The sequence below is a fragment of the Actinophytocola sp. genome, assembly GCF_036555685.1.
Taxonomy (GTDB): Bacteria; Actinomycetota; Actinomycetes; order Mycobacteriales; family Pseudonocardiaceae; genus Actinophytocola.
Genome location: NZ_DATBKY010000259.1, coordinates 25095 through 40490, shown reverse-complemented (window position 1 = coordinate 40490; position 15396 = coordinate 25095). Strand labels below are relative to the sequence as shown.

Sequence of the window (15396 nt, the reverse complement as noted above, 5' to 3'; positions counted from 1 at the left end):
CGCCACCACCGAAGTCGCCGCCACCGCCACCGAAGTCGCCGCCACCGCCACCGAAGTCGCCGCCACCACCACCGAAGTCGCCGCTGGCACCGCCACCCCCGAAGTCGCCACCGCCACCACTGAAGCCACCATCGCCACCGGCACCAAGGTCACCGCTGGCACCACCGAAGTCGCCGCTCGCGCCACCACCACCGAAGTCGCCACCGCCACCACCGAAGTCGCCGCTCGCGCCACCGCCGCCGGAGTCACCACCGCCACCACTGAAGCCACCATCGCCACCGGCACCAAGGTCACCGCCGGAGCCGCCGCCACCACTCAGGTCACCGCTGAAACCGCCGGAATCTGTCGAGCCACCGAGGTCGTCCGAGCCCCCGGCGTCCCCGAGACTGTCGGACCCGCCGGAACCACTGATGCCGTCGGACGCGGCCTGGGAACCGTTGAGGCCGTCATCGGTAGTGGCACCCTCATCCCCGGACTGAGGGGACTGCTGCCCATCGGTTGGAGCCTGGGCCTGGTCCGCCGGGGCCTGCTGGTCCGCGGGAGCCTGCTGATCCGCGGGAGCCTGCTGATCCACCGGGGCCTGCTGATCCGCGGGAGCCTGCTGGTCGGCCGGAGCCTGCTGCTCTGGCTGTGCCTGCTGCGCCGGGTTGGTGTTCGCCGGAGCGTTCGCCGACGGCGCCTGGGTCGGCGAGGCCTGCGGCTGCTGGGTGGGTGTCGCGGAGGTGCCGAAGGGGTTCAGCGAGTTCACCGCGTCGCGCACGGTCTGGTAGACCCGAGCCGGATCCACCGTGACCTGGAAGCCGGCCTTGCCGCCCGGTCCGAAGGCCAACCCGGCGTCCGCGCCGATGGTGATCTTGCCGTCCTCGGACCGGCCGATCGTCCCGTGCGCCTCCGCGCCGATGCCGAACCTGACCTCACCCGTGACACCGGCCCGCAACCCGCCGATGTCCGCGTGCGCCTCACCGCCGGCCTTCGCGCCGGCGAACGCGTTCGCACCCAGCTGCGCCCCGTTGGGTCCGATCGACGCGTTCGCGCTGGCATCCGCGCCGACGGTGGCCCGGCCCGAGCCGCCCACCTCTACGGGGCCGGACTGCAGCGAGCCCTGGGCGGACACCTGACCGAGGAAGGCCTGTGCGGCGGCCTGTGCGTTGAGGCCGTTCGTGGTGTTGAAGCCGCCCCGCGCGGAGGCCTCGCCACCCAACGCCCTGGCGTCCGCGCCGCCGGTGGCGGTGACGCCGCCGAACTGGGTCGTGCCGCTCGTGCTCGCGTCGAACACGCTGCCCTGGACCTTGCCACCGTCGACCGTGACGTTGACGCCCGGGCCCGCCGTGGTGGGCGTACCGGCTTGCGGTACGGACTGGCCGGCCTGCGGGCCGAACTGGCCCAACGGGGCGACGACGCCCGCCTGCACCTGGCCCGGCTGCACGCCGGTGGGCTGCGCCGGCTGCTGGTCCGACGCAAGCGGCTGCTGTGCGTCGGCGGTCGCCACGGGAGCGTTGCCCGGCTGGAGGTCGCCCGCCAGAACCTGCGGCTGCGCGCTGTTCGGCGCCACGGAAGCCGGGTCGGCCTGACCGTTTGCCGCGAGGACCGAATTCTGCGCGACCTGACCGTTCCCCGGCACCGCATTCGGGGCGAACTGGCCGTTGCCCGCCAGCACCGAATTCGGCGCGACCTGGCCGTTGCCCGCTACCGCGCTCGGGTCGGCCTGACCGTTTGCGGCCAGGACCGAATTCTGCGCGACCTGACCGTTCCCCGGCACCGCATTCGGGGCGAACTGGCCGTTGCCCGCCAGCACGGAATTCGGGTCCGCCAGCGCTTTCGGCACGATGCGGACGGTCTGGCCCTGCGCGTTCGTCGGCTGGCCGCCGAAGTTGTCCCGCTCGGCCAGTTCGGCGCCGTTGAACTCCATCGCGGTCTGGTTGAACCGCGCGATAGCGGCGTTCTGGTCGCGCAGCGACGTCGCGCTGTGGATGTCGTCGATGTTCTGGTCGAACCGGTCCTTGAAGCCGTTCAGGACGTTCGCGTTGTTCGTCGCGTTCAGGAACGACTGGCTCATCTGCGCGTCGATCGCGCCCTTGTCGAGAGACCGGCGCGCGTCGGCCGGCAACGTCGTGGCACGCAACGCCTTCGGCGAGTACAGGCTGATGTAGCCCGGCGACTCCGCCTTGTCGAGCACGTCCCGCATCGCGTCGATCTGCTGGTCCGAGTACGCGAGATCGACGCCCGGAATGCTCGTCGCGCCCTGCTGCCCGGCGGAGGGGTCCTTCGCCTGTGGCTGCGCCGGCGTGGCCCGCGACCCCGCGTCCCGCGGCGAGGGCAGCTGCGGACGGCCCGGTGCGGCCTCGGGCGGCAACATCGGGGTCGGGGCGAGCACGTCCGGCCCCCTGGCGGTGGTCGGCAGGTACCCCAGGGGCAGCGAGTCGTTGCGGTCGGCTCCCTGCGGCAGGATCGTGCCCGGGGACGCGGCGGCGAGCGTGGGGGCCACGATGCCGGCGGCCAGCGCCACACCGGCTGCCGCCGCCGCACGCTTGGACAGGGAACGTCGCTGGCGTCGATTCGGCTGAACCTCGTCCTCGACGCCGGTGGCGAGGTTCGACACGACGTGGTCGCAGGCGACCGGGGTGACGGGCCGGACGTGGGCGGCCGGGTCGCTCTCCGTCAACATCTGGCTGGCGAACCACTCCAGCCACGTGTCGTTGACGGCTTCAGCGGCCGTGGGCCGGCGGTTGGCATTCATGTGGAGGTCCCTCTCGGCTCGGACACGACAGGTCCCCCCGGACCGGCTGAATCACGATGTGTTCGGGCACTGCGCCGGTGCCAACAGCCGACGCGACCCGGAAGTCTTGCCCCGGAACTCGGGCGCACATCCCGGCCTGGCCAGGCCTTTTGCCCCGAAGGATGTGCATTTGTCGCCCTCGTATCTGAGCACGGTCGTCAGTGGGTAGTCACCGTGATACGCGATGTTAGGGATGCGAACTCGGCCACGACAACGAACTTTCGGCGGAACATTCCGGGTTCTCGAGCCGAACCCGGCCGGGCTGCCGGGCCTCAGTTCTGAACGGATTTCACCTGTGGCGCCTTCAGGTGGGCCGCCGGACTGGTCCCGAAGAACTGCCGGAAGTCGCGGATCATGTGCGCCTGGTCGGCGTAGCCGGCCGTGGCGGCCAGCTGATCCCAGTCCGGCCGGGACCGCTCGCGCGCCAACCGGCTCAGCAGGTGCTCGAACCGGGTGATCCGCGCCGCGCGTTTCGGGGTGAGGCCGACCTGCTGCCGGAACCGCGTGATCAGGTGCTTGTGGCTCCACCCGATCTCCCGGCAGATCTCGCCGATCGCGACGGTGCCGGCCGTCTCGGTCAGCCGCCGCCACGCGAACCGCACCTCCGCGGACACCGCCGGCGCGGCCCGCAGGCGCGCCAGGAAGAACCGGTCGAGCAGGTCGAACCGATCCGTCCAGCGAGGGAGGTCGCGGACGCGCTCGCCCAGCCGCCGGGCGTCCGCACCCAGCACGTCGTGCAGATCGACGAGCCGGCCGGTGAGGTGATCGGCCGGCACCCCGAAGACCTGGTACGCACCCAGCGGCGACAAGTCGATCTGCAGGTACCGCGGGGCGCAGCCGCCTTCGATGGTCGAGTGCGCCTCCTGCACACCGTTCACGAACTCCGGGGGACGCACCGCCGAGTCCTCCACCTTGATCAGCATCTGCACCGACAGCGACGCCGGCAGGACGAACCGCCCGGTTCGGTCATCGGGCCTGACCCAGCCCCCGTAACCCTTCGAGAGCGTGTCCCGCAGCGCGGGGTGCGGCAGGCGGCGGACCGGAGCGGGGGAGGTCACCAGCCCAGCATGGCCTCGACGCACCCCCCGGCGCATCCACGACTTCGCCGGATCGACACGCCATGCTGGTGGCCGTAGGGGGAAGCTCACCGCGAAAGGCGCCGGCAGGTGGCCGCCAGGAGGACAGCGCAATGACCGCACGAACGGGCAGGGTGACCTGCGACCTGTCGATCTCGCTCGACGGGTACGCGGCCGGGCTCAACCAGACCGAGCAGCGCCCCTTCGGCGACGACGGCGGCGACGGGTGGGGCGACAAGCTGCACGCCTGGTTCGGCGAAGGACCCGAGGAGCACCCGGCCGAGTTCGCCCGGATGATGACGGCCAAGGCGTTCATCATGGGCCGCAACATGTTCGGCCCCGTGCGCGGCGAGTGGGACCGGCAGTGGAACGGCTGGTGGGGCGACAACCCGCCCTACCACGGCCCGGTCTTCGTGCTCACCCACCACCCGCGCGACCCGCAGCCGATGGCGGGCGGCACCACGTTCCACTTCGTCACCGACGGCATCGAAGCCGCGTTCGAACGCGCGCGCGAAGCGGCCGGCGACGGCGACATCTCCATCCATGGTGGCGCGACCACCGTCAACCAGTACCTCGCCGCCGGCCTGATCGACGAGCTGCGGCTGCACATCGTGCCGATGACGCTCGGCGCCGGCGCGCGACTGTTCGACGGCGTCCCACCGCTGAGTCTCGAGCAGGTGGAGTCGCGCGCGGCGCGCTCGGTCACCCACGTGCTCTATCGCGTGCCGTCCTGACGAGAAGTGCAACTGACGGACGAGGCGTTCGGCAATTTCCCACCGAATGGCTCTGCAGTCCGGTTGTCGGTACCGGTTAGCGTCCGGGGGTGCTCGTCACAACGAGTCACGAGGGCAACGCTCTCCTCCCCCTGCTACCGGAGGCTTTCATGTACAGACGACTTGCCGTCGGACTGATGTCCCTCGTCACCGCGGGCGCCGCGGTCCTGACCGCGTCGCCCGCGCAGGCTGTCCAGAGCGTCACGCTGGCCGGCACCATCGCACTCAGTAACTGCTCGGCCTCGCTGGTCCGGTTCCCGAACTCCGCCGGCACCGACCAGGCGATGATGCTGACCAACGGGCACTGCTACGAGGGCGGGATGCCCTCCGCGGGCGAGGTGCTGGTGAACCGGCCGAGCAGCCGGGCCGGCACGTTGCTCGACGCGTCGGGCGACTCGCTCGGCACGGTTCGGGCGGACCTGGTGCTCTACGCGACGATGACCGACACCGACGTCACGCTCTACCGGCTGACCAGCACCTACGACTCGATCCGCGACTCGACCGGTGCGACCGCGCTGACCATCTCGGCGGGCCATCCGGCTGACGGCAGCGCCATCGGCATCCCGTCCGGGTACTGGCAGCAGGTGTGGAACTGCCAGATCAACGGTTTCGTCCCCACGTTGCGCGAGGACGAGTGGACCTGGCACGACTCGATCCGCTACGACACCGCCTGCGACACCATCCACGGCACGTCGGGTTCGCCGGTCGTGGACGTCGCCAGCGGCCTGATCGTCGGTATCAACAACACCGGCAACGACAACGGCGAGACCTGCACGCTGAACAACCCGTGCGAGGTCGACGACGCCGGCAACGTCACGGTGCACCCGGGGCAGAGCTACGGCGAAGAGACCTACTGGTTCACCACCTGTCTCGACGCCGCCAACACCCTCGACCTGAGCACACCAGGCTGCCTGCTGCCCTCGCCGCAGGGCTCGGCGGATCTCGGCCGCCGGCAAACCGCGGTGGCGGTCCCCCACTGACGCGCGCCGAACTGCGGGCGTGCGCCGCGGCCGCCGGTGCGGACTCGAGTCCGGGTCCGCACCCGCGGCCGGCGCGGTGGTGATCAGGATGCCCGACGCAGGACGGCGACGAGGAAGCCCGAGTCGTCGGTGAACGGGCGCAGGTCCCATGTGGACAGCAAGAGGTCCGGCTCGAGCCCGGCCGCCGCCGCGTCTTCGACGAACTCGCCGAACTCGTAGCCGCGCCCGGCACCGAAGCCGATCACCGCCCGGCCGCCCGGTGCGAGGTGGGTGCGGAACCGGGCCAGCACCTCCCCGCGAGTGCTCGGGGCGAGAAACGACATCACGTTCCCGGCACACACGATGGCGTCGAACGGCGCGGTGATCCCCCGCGCGGGCAGGTCGAGCTCCGCCAGGTCGCCCACCAACCACAGCGGCCCCGGATGGTCCTGCGCGGCGGCCTCGATCAGGACCGGGTCGACGTCGACACCGACCACGTCGTGGCCCGCCTTCGCCAACGTGCCACCGACCCGGCCGGGTCCGCAGCCGGCGTCGAGGATGCGGGCCCGGCGCGGCACCATGGCAGCCACGAAGCGAGCCTCCCCGTCAAGGTCCTCACCGGCCCGGGCCATGGTCCGGAACCGCTCGATGTACCAGTGCGAATGACCCGGGTCGGCGGTCACCTTCCGCATCCAGATGCTCTGCTCCGCCATGCCGCCATCCTCCCAGAGCGGTGAGCGGCTCACTCCGGTACGGACAGGCACTCGGCGAGCGGCGAGACGATGTCGCGCCATGCCGTCCACGCCGACGCGATGGCGACCGACCTCTCGCGCCGCGGGGTGTACTGCGGTGGCCCGCAACGACCTGTGCCCGTGGAAGTTCCGCAGGCCGGCCGAAACGTCCAGGCGACCCCGATGGTCAGGAGACCCACCAGTTGAGCGGGGTGCTGTCGTCGGCGGGGTCGTAGACGTTGACGTAGTACCACTCGCCGGTTGGCACGCGTTTGCGATAGGTGTTGAGCGTGGACTCGATCGCGGGGAAGCCGGCCCGGAAGGGGATGGTGAAGACCGTCAACGTGCTGCGGTCCCGCGTCCAGCCCTTGCCGTCGCTCCAGCCGCCGAGGCCTTCGATCTCGCCCTTGAGACGGTCCACATCGGCATCCGCGCCGGGTGGAGCGCTGACGTGCACGGCCACGTTGCCGCCTCGCTCCACCACCTCGAACGACTGGTCGTCGCGGACCTCCAGCAGGTCGCCCGCGGCGGCGCCCATGGCCAGGCCGGGCGAGGCGAGCAGGCGCCACCGCCGGCCCTCCGGCTGGGCCGGCACATCCTCGTGCACCGGCCGGCCGGATCGGCCGATCTGGACGAGCAATCGCACGGTGGTCATGCGCCCGACCCTAGTCTGATCGCCCATACGGTGCGCCGCAGCTTCCCCGCTCGGCACAGGACATCCCCGGGCTCGGCCCGCCTCGGTTCCCGGAGGACAGGTTGCAGGCGGCACCCTCGAGACAGACGTTCGGCGAATCCAGGTTGCCACCCTTCGATGTCGGCACGTTGCGATGACCGACATGCATGTTGTCCGGATTGCGTGTGGTCTGCCCGCAGCGCCAGCACCGGTAGAGCCCGCCCGCGTCGTCCGCCTCGTCGAGCAGGGCCTGGCGCACCGCGTCCTGTCCGGCCCGGGAGCCTCCGGTCGGGCCGCCCGTGCTGGCCGCGATCTCGGCCGGGCTCGCGCCTTCGGCGTCGCGCAGGATCACCCCGCCGCCGCCCATCGGCTGCTTGGTCGCCGGTCGGACGGACTTTCCGACCACCTTCTGCGCGACGCTCTTGGCCGCGTTGGCGACCTTCCCGACCGCCGGGGCGACCTTGCCCGCCGCGGCCTTGACGGTGTTGGCGACGCTCTTTCCGGCCGTGGTCACCGCGGACTTGATGGCCTGGCCGGTGGCGGAGCTCGCGACCTTGCTCGCGACCGCGCCGATGCCGACGCCAACCCCGGCGCCGAGAGCGCCGAACGCGGCGCCGATGCCGACGTTGGTGGCGAGGCCGGCCCAGGAGAACTGCTGCTTGCCCTCGGCGACGTCGACGCCGTAGCCGGCCGCGGCGCCCGCGGCGCCGGCGACCGCGCCGGCGACGATCACGCAGCCGACCCCCGCGGTCGCGCCGCAGAACGCGCCCGCGGCGATGCCCACACCGATGCCGACGGCGACGTTCGCGATCAGGCCCTTGTGCTCGTCGACCCAGTTCACCGTGCTGGACGCGGCGCTCTTGACCGCGTTCCACGCGCCGGACAGGCTCCACAACCCGGTCGGGTCCATGTACGTGACCGGGTTGTTCGCGCCGTAGCTGTACGGGTTGGCGGTCTGCGCCGACGTGAGGTCGTTCGCCGGGTCCGGTGAGATGAACCGCCCGGTGTCCGCGTCGTAGTACCGGGCACCGAGCGCGTTCAGCCCGGTCGAGGTGTCCTTGATCTTGCCGAGCCAGCCGTGTTCGGTCAGCGGGGCGAGCGCGAGGTCGCGGATCTGGCCGTAGGGCCGGTAGTAGGCCCGGTCGAGGATGCCCGGCGTGTCGGCCGGCACCGCGAGCTGCGCGGAGCCTTGGGTGTCGTTGAACTGCCACGCGATCGTCCCCGTCGGCAGCCGTTCGGCCACCACCGTGCCGGCGTGGGTGTAGAAGCGCGTGCCGACCGGCAGCACGCCGACCGCGACGGTGATCTCCTCGCGGTCGAGGTAGAGCGTCGTGTTGCCCAGCGGGTCGATCTTGGCCAGCCGGCTGCCGTCCGGCGCGTACACGAAGGACGTCTTGGTCACCAGCGTCGCGGTCTGCGACTCGAGCTGGTGCTGGCTGTTCCAGGCCAGCTTCGTCGGCAGCAGCGGGAGGCCCGGCCGGGTGACCATGGCCCCGTTCTCGTCGTAGCTGAACGACTTCGCGCCCACCTTGGTCGCCGCGTGCGGGTGCGCCGGGTCGTCGTAGCGGTAGGAGGTCGGCACGCCCAGCGAGCGGTCGGACGTGATGTTGCCGTCCGGTGCGTAGGTGAAGGACTGGTTCATCCCGGCCGGTCCATCGTGGACGGTCGAGGACGAGGAGTCCGAGCAGTCGGTACGCCGGGTGGTCCACGCGTGCGAGAGCCGGTTCAGCCCGTCGTAGCCGAAGCACGTGGCGACCGGTGCGGGCAGCGCGCGGTCCGTGATCGACGTGATGTTGCCCGCCGGGTCCCACTGGTAGTTGTCGTCCTGCTTGGCCGCCTCGCCGCCGGTCAGCGGGTCGCCCACCAGCGTCTGCATCCGCGACAGCCGCTGGGTGTCCGGCTCGTACGCGTACGCGCGGCGCAGCGGGAACAGCGGGTTGGCGTAGTCGCGGCCGGCGAGCTTGCCGTCCGCGGCGTACCGGGTGGCCGAGATGTAGGACTGCGCGCCGGTCAGCGTGGTGGGGTTGCCGAGCGCGTCGTAGCCCGTGGTGATCGTCTCGGCCGGGGCGCCGAGCACGTTGTCCGGGTACCTGACGGAGACCTCGTGGTCGGCGGCGTCGTAGCCGTACCGCACCGAGTAGGTCGCGGGCGTCAGCAGCCCCGGCAGGCCGGCCGGGAAGCTCCAGGACCGGCCGGTCACGCGGCCGCGGGGGTCGTAGCCCAGGACCGCCTTCGTGTAGGACCTGCCGCCCTGGATGGTGGTCTGCGTGGCCTCGCGCCCGATGCCGTTGGGGATCGAGGTCGAGTCGTAGGTGAACGTGCCGACCTTCCGGCCGCTGCCCGACGCGCCGGCCCAGCGCGTGGTCGGCCGGTTCAGCGCGTCGAAGTCGGTGGACAGCGTCGGCGCCGAGCCGCCCGCGGCGAGGGTCTTCGCGTCCCAGGTCGCGGTCACGTTGCCGTTGGCGTCGTAGCGCTGCCGGGTGGCGCCGGCGTCCGCGTCGGTGCCCGCGATCACCCGCTTCTGCAGGTCGTAGTCGAAGGTCGAGCGGTGCCCGGCCGGGTCCGTGATCGACTCGATCTGGTCGGCCGGCGTGTAGGTGTAGGTCGTGCTGACCGTGGCGGACCCGGTGCCCTCCTGCTTCTTGACCTGCCGCTCACGGGCATCGGTCCAGGAGGTGGTCACGACGCCACCGGTCGGCGGGGTCGTGCGGACGTGGTCGCCGAAGTACTCGGTCGTCGTCGCCCACAGCTCGCGGCCACCGGCGAACTGGGCCGTCCGCACGTCGCGGCCGAGCGCGTCGTAGCTGTGCCGGGTCTCGTCGACCGCGTCGCCCGGCACGGTCAGCAGGGCCGTGCCCGCCCCGCCGGCCACGACGACCGGCAGCGACTTGGCGGCGAGATGGCCGGCGTCGTCGTAGCGGGTGTCGGTGACGATGGTCTTCGCCGCGGTGTCGGTCGACGCGGGCGAGATCTCCTGGGCCTGCCGGTCCCGGCCGAGCGAGTCCAAATAGGACCAGGAGGTGACGTAGGTCGAGCCGGACTGCAGCTGCCGGCTGGTGACCAGTGGCGGCTTGGTGTGCCCGGGATCGAGAAAGTAGCTGAAGGCCTTGGCGGGCGGGGCGTCGGGCGCCTGTTCCGGCATGCGGACCGACGTGAGCCTGCCGAGCGCGTCGTAGGCGCTGGTCGTGACCTGGCCGTTCGCGTCCCGGACACTGACCGGCTGCTGACGGTCCGGCTCGAGCGTGGTGACCTCGGCCTGGCCGAGTGCGTTGGTCTCGGTGACCGTGGCCGGCCGCCCGGTCGCCGGTTGGTAGCCGGTGCGCGCGGTGTTGCCGTTGCCGTCGGTCTCGGTGACCGTGCGGCCGTACTCGTCGAACCCGACGCGGGTGGTGACCGCCTGGCTCACGGTGTCCACACCGGACGCGGCGACGGCGTCGTCGCTGCGGGTGATGTCGCCCTTGGCGACCGGGCCGCCGAGGGTGGCGGAGCCGTCGAAGTAGCTGTCCTTGCCGGCGACGAGCGCGGTCGGCGCGTCGCACGTGCCGGCGTAGGTGCGCGTGCGGTATGGGAACGCCAGCATCCAGGCGTCCACGGTCGCCTCGTCGCGGGCGTAGGAGATCTTCGTGCAGCGTGGGTCGTCGCCGTCCGCCCGGTCGAGCACGGACGTCGCCTGGCCGTAGGTGTCGAAGGTGGTGTTCAGCCGGGTGCTGCGGGTGGACCGCGCGCCGTCCTCGCCGAGCACGGTCACGCGGGTCACGCCCGCGTTCTCGACGACCTGGTGCGCGTCGTCGTACGGGTGGGACTCGCCGGGCGTGACCGGCGTGGTGTGCGCCGAGACGTAGCCGTGGGTGGCGCCGCCGAGCTCGTAGGTCGCGTCACCGTTGCCGTCCACCGCGAACTGCTGGGTCTCCCGCGGCTTCGCGCGCAGCCATGCCTCGTCCGGCAGCGTGGTGCCCTGCGAGTCGGTGACCGACACGGACTTGGTGCCCCCGCCCGCGGTCCGGTCGCCGTTCATGCCGCGGAAGAACAGGTTGCGGGTCAGCTCGAGCGTGCGCGGCGCCTGCTCCCCGCGGAAGTCCGGATCGGACATCTTGGCGACGTCGACGCTGCCGTAGCCGCGCCAGTCGCTCCACGTCTTGCGTTCCGACGGCGTGACATCGTCGTCGTCGTAGTGCCACGCGGGGTCGCCGCGGTAGCGGTACTCGGTGACCTGGGGCGGTGAACCGCCCGCGCGGTCGGTCACCGTGACCTTCGTGACGAGATACTTCGACCACCAGCCGAAGCCGGCCGAGTCGCCGTTGCCGCGCCAGGCCGGGTAGCAGTCCTGCGTGTTGGTGTCGGCGTGCCCCTCGGGGAAGTTGTCGATGGTGCACGGGCTCGGCTGGCCGTAGGTGACCGAGACCTTGCGGCCCAGCTCGTCGGTGGCCGACGTGATGCGCAGCTTCTTCAGCGCGGGCACGCCGGACGACGGCGCCGCGTCGACCCGGTTCGCCCGCTCCTCCCCGGTGAAGTCGACCGACGGCAGCGTGGCCTGGCCCGACCCGGCGAAGCCGGTCTGCTGGACCTTCTCCAGCCACAACGACGCGCTGGTGCCGTCGGACGGCTTCGGGAACGAGTAGGTGAAGTCCATCCGGTCGACGTCGGTGTAGCCGTCGCCGTCGCCACTGCCCTCGCTGCGCTGCGCGGTCACCGACCGGAGCAGGTCGCCGGTGAAGAACGACGGCGACTTCTGCTCGTCCTCGCCGCACTCACCGGTGCAGAGCTGGTCGACCGGAACGTCCGGATAGGACGAACCGTGATCGGCGTCGAGCGGCGGGCAGGTGCCCGAGCCGTCGGCGGCCTCGGTGCAGCGCGGACCCGTCGTGAAGTGCAGCCGCGCCGGGGCGAGCTGGTCCTCGGCGCCCGCGCGCTGCGAGTACGTGATGTCGCGGACGTGCCCGCCGCGCACGTAGTCGGTCGACTTGTCCTTGTCGCCGTTGCGCGCGTACCGGTTCTTCTCCTGGGTGTAGAAGTAGGTCGCCGAGTTGCCGTGCGCGTCGACCACGCCGTCGAGGTTCCAGCGCCATGCCTGGTCGCAGAAGGCCTTCTCGATGTCGCTGTCGTGGCACGGTTCGCCCGAGTCGTCGCCGAACACCGGGACGGTGAACACCGAGCCGGTCTTCGTGCCGGTGGTCGGCTGGGCGCCACGGCCGAAGGTGTAGCGGACGCCCTGCGGGGTGGCGACCTCCCAGTACTCGCCGTTGTTGTCACCGTTGTCGGCGCCGGTGTGCCGCTCGATCCGCCAGCCCGGGTCCTGCTTGGCGCGCCACACGTCGCCGCCCGCGGCCTTGTCGGCCACCAGCTCCGAGGACGTGCCCTGCAGCGAGAGCATCAGCTCGTCGCCCGCCCAGCACAGGTCCCCGGTGTCACCGCCGTCGTCGACGCAGCCGTTGTAACGCCGCTCGAGGTAGGGCGTCGCGAGGTCCCAGCCGAGCCCGGTCCACGACGGCTGCGCGTTCTCCGACGCGGTCAGGCCGTCGACCGCCTGGGAGGAGTAGCCGAGGTCGAGGTCGGGAGCGTCACCGGCGATGGCCGGCACCTTCGGCATCGGGATGGACCAGGAGAAGTCCCCGGCCTGCAGCCCGACCGACCACTTGCTGGACGACGCGAGCTTCGTCGCGGTGTAGGACCCGGTCTCGCCGCCCGGCGCCGCCGCGACCACGAACACCGACCGGCCGTCGGCCGGGACGTCGGCCACGAGGCGGTGGTGCGGCAGATCCACGTGGCTGCGCACCTGGCGCGTGGGGCCGCACTTCTCGCCGTCGAGGACGCAGTCCGGCTTGGCCAGCAGCACGAGCCGGGACTCGAAGTCACCACCGAACGAGCCGGCGAAGCCGCCGACGTCCACCCGGACGCCGACCTTCTCGTCGTCGGTGCCGCCCTCGACGCCGAAAGCCGTGCCGTGGCCACCGAGCTTGGCGGCGTCGTCCGGACCGTACGCGGTCACCCGCACCTTCGCGGGCTTGCGCGCGCCCCGCCCGGGCGCGGTCACGGAGATCGCGCTGGAGCCGACGCGGGCGAGGCCCGCGGACGGCACGTCGACCGTGCCGCTGCCGGCGTGCGGCCAGCGCGGTGCGCCGGGACGGTACTGCGCGAGGCCGGTGCCCCGGGTGGGTCCGGAGTCCTGCGTGGGGACACCCGCGCGGGGGATGTCGATTACCGAGCCGTCGGCCGTCGCCACGTCCGGGTCGGCCCCCGGGGGCGGCGACGCGGTGAGAGTGCCGGCGAGCAGGACCAAGGAAAGCGCTCCCGCGAGAGAGCGCACAATGCGGCGTGGCATCGGCCGAGACTCCGTCCCCTTCGGAGCGTCGGCCCCCAGTCAGCCGACGACGACATGACCTTGCCACCACCCGGTAGGCCGGTGTCAAGGCCTACCTACATTGGTGACTTACTTGTCAGGAATTCGCATGCCGGCTCAACCCGAATGGCCTCACCCGTACGAGTGACCACGGATACGCGTACCGTCCACAGTGGAGAATGCGTCCGGATCCGGCACCCCGACTAGCGTCTGGCGGGTTCGCCGGTGAGGTGGTCGATGGTGCCGGCGCGGCTGAGGTCGTAGCCGTGGAGTGCCGTTATGGCTGACCGGATCGCCGGGTCCTGAATCGCGCCGACGAGCGGGGAGGCGGCATCGAGAGCGTCGGCGGGTAGGACGAGATCGAAGTCCTCCCAGGCCACGGGCAGGAAGTCCAGGTCGAGGTCGGCGGCGACGGCGCGCACGGCGAGCCCGGCGTCCATGGCACCGACCGCGACCGCGAGCGCGACCTCGACGTGCGAGTCGAACTCGGCGCCGGTCACGCGGTCGGGGTCCAGGCCCAGCGTGGTGAGGGTGTGGTCGAGCAGCACGCGGGTGCCGGTCCACGGGTTGCGTTTGGCGAGGCGGAGACCTTGCATTTGCCGCAGGTCGCTGATCCCACTCGGGTTCCCGGCGGGCAGCAGCAGGCCCTGCTCGCGCCGCCACAGGTGGATCAGGACCGGGTCCCGGCCGCGCAGCACAGCCCTCGCGAACGGGGCGTTGTAGACGCCGGTGTGGTGGCGCAGGTGGACGGTCGCGCCGTCCGCGGTGTTCGCGGCGACGGCGGCGAGGCCGTGCAGGCTCCCGCGGGAGGGCACCATCGAGACCCGGTCGCCGAGGTGGCGCAGGACGAGGCCCATGGCCGGATCGTCGCTGCCGGCGAGGCGGAACACCGACCGGCCGGCGAGCAGGCGCCGGGCGGCGGCCCGCCCGCCCGGGCTCACCCGCGCCCGGCGGCGCGGCTCCAGCACGATCACCCCGTGCTCGGCGAGGTGCCGGTAGGCGCGGCTCGCGGTGGCCGGCGTGGTGGCGTTGGCGACGGCGTGCACGCGGACGCTCGGCAACTCGGCCCCCGGCGTGAGCTCGCCGGCGAGGACCGCTCTGGCGAGCTCCGAGCTGAGATCCAGGTACCGCGTCACGGGTGTTCCTCGACGTCCAGAGCCGGTTATGGTTGGTGTCTCGCATTGTGATGCTACAGAAGGAGTCAGTCATGCAGCGACACCCGGTCCCGCGGGTGCTGGCGTTCCTGACCGTTCTGTTCTCGCTCGCCGCGTGCGGGTCGGACCAGGCGGCCGGGCCGTCGGACGGGAAGTCGATGATCCTCGCCACCACGACGAGCACGCAGGACTCGGGTCTGCTCGACGAGTTGCTGCCGGCGTTCACCAAGGACACCGGCTGGCAGGTCAAGCCGCTGGCCGTGGGCAGCGGTCAGGCGATCGAGCTGGGCCGCCGCGGCGAGGCCGACGTGCTGCTGGTGCACTCGCCGGAGGCCGAGGAGAAGTTCGTCGCCGAGGGCACCGCCGGGGAACGCCGGCTGGTGATGCACAACGACTTCGTGATCGTCGGGCCGGCGGACGATCCGGCCGGGATCCACGGCCTGCCGGCCGCCGAGGCGATGCGGAAGATCGCCACCGCGAAGGCGGGGTTCGTGTCCCGCGGCGACGAGTCCGGGACCCACGCGCGGGAGAAGCAGCTGTGGGAAGAGGACCAGATCGTCCCGTCGGGACAGTGGTACCGCTCGACCGGTCAGGGCATGGGTGACACGCTGCGGGTGGCGAGCGAGACGTCGGCGTACACCCTGTCCGACCGCGCGACCTACCTCGCGCAGAAGGAGAACCTCTCGCTCGAGGTGCTGAGCGAGGGCGACGAGGCGCTGCTCAACGTCTACCACGTCATCGAGATGACCAAGCGTGCCGGGGAGAAGGTGCAGCCGGACGCCGCGAAGGCGTTCGCCGACTGGATGGTCGGCGAGCGGGCACAGAAGATGATCGGTGACTTCGGCGCCGAGAAGTTCGGGCAGCCGTTGTTCGTGCCGGACGCGGGCAAGGACGAGACGACGCTGGGGAACTGACCA

The 15396-nt window shown here is 71.7% G+C and carries 8 protein-coding genes and 1 pseudogene; 3 read left to right on the top strand and 6 right to left on the bottom strand.

Annotated elements, in window-relative coordinates:
• Both VH969_RS26005 and VH969_RS26000 read right to left on the bottom strand, forming a co-directional pair.
• Nucleotides 1-2737: pseudogene (locus VH969_RS26005) on the bottom strand (hypothetical protein); the annotation flags it as partial.
• 311 nt (nucleotides 2738-3048) lie between these two features.
• Nucleotides 3049-3834: a helix-turn-helix domain-containing protein gene (locus VH969_RS26000; protein WP_331978776.1), complete on the bottom strand. Its 786-nt coding sequence runs from the start codon at nucleotides 3832-3834 to the stop codon at nucleotides 3049-3051.
• A gap of 131 nt (nucleotides 3835-3965) precedes the next feature.
• Between VH969_RS26000 and VH969_RS25995 the strand changes: the two genes are divergently transcribed.
• Both VH969_RS25995 and VH969_RS25990 read left to right on the top strand, forming a co-directional pair.
• The gene (locus tag VH969_RS25995) at nucleotides 3966-4586 is read left to right on the top strand and encodes a dihydrofolate reductase family protein (RefSeq protein ID WP_331978774.1); all 621 of its coding nucleotides are present in this window, start codon (nucleotides 3966-3968) and stop codon (nucleotides 4584-4586) included.
• 149 nt (nucleotides 4587-4735) lie between these two features.
• Complete coding sequence (locus tag VH969_RS25990; RefSeq protein ID WP_331978772.1) at nucleotides 4736-5605, top strand: S1 family peptidase; 870 nt, start codon at nucleotides 4736-4738, stop codon at nucleotides 5603-5605.
• 83 nt (nucleotides 5606-5688) lie between these two features.
• Here VH969_RS25990 and VH969_RS25985 read toward each other — a convergent pair whose 3' ends face one another.
• The 4 genes from VH969_RS25985 to VH969_RS25970 form a co-directional block, all read right to left on the bottom strand.
• Entirely contained in the window at nucleotides 5689-6297 is a 609-nt protein-coding gene (locus VH969_RS25985) for a class I SAM-dependent methyltransferase (protein ID WP_331978770.1), read from the bottom strand.
• 205 nt (nucleotides 6298-6502) lie between these two features.
• On the bottom strand, nucleotides 6503-6970 hold the full coding sequence (locus tag VH969_RS25980) for a DUF4265 domain-containing protein (RefSeq protein WP_331978768.1): 468 nt from the start codon (nucleotides 6968-6970) through the stop codon (nucleotides 6503-6505).
• 10 nt (nucleotides 6971-6980) lie between these two features.
• Nucleotides 6981-13307, bottom strand: coding sequence for an RHS repeat-associated core domain-containing protein (locus VH969_RS25975; protein WP_331978766.1), 6327 nt, complete (start codon nucleotides 13305-13307; stop codon nucleotides 6981-6983).
• Between the two features lie 221 nt (nucleotides 13308-13528).
• The gene (locus VH969_RS25970) at nucleotides 13529-14461 is read right to left on the bottom strand and encodes a substrate-binding domain-containing protein (RefSeq protein WP_331978764.1); all 933 of its coding nucleotides are present in this window, start codon (nucleotides 14459-14461) and stop codon (nucleotides 13529-13531) included.
• Nucleotides 14462-14532: 71 nt separating this feature from the next.
• Between VH969_RS25970 and VH969_RS25965 the strand changes: the two genes are divergently transcribed.
• Nucleotides 14533-15393: an ABC transporter substrate-binding protein gene (locus tag VH969_RS25965; RefSeq protein ID WP_331978762.1), complete on the top strand. Its 861-nt coding sequence runs from the start codon at nucleotides 14533-14535 to the stop codon at nucleotides 15391-15393.
• Nucleotides 15394-15396: the final 3 nt, after the last annotated feature.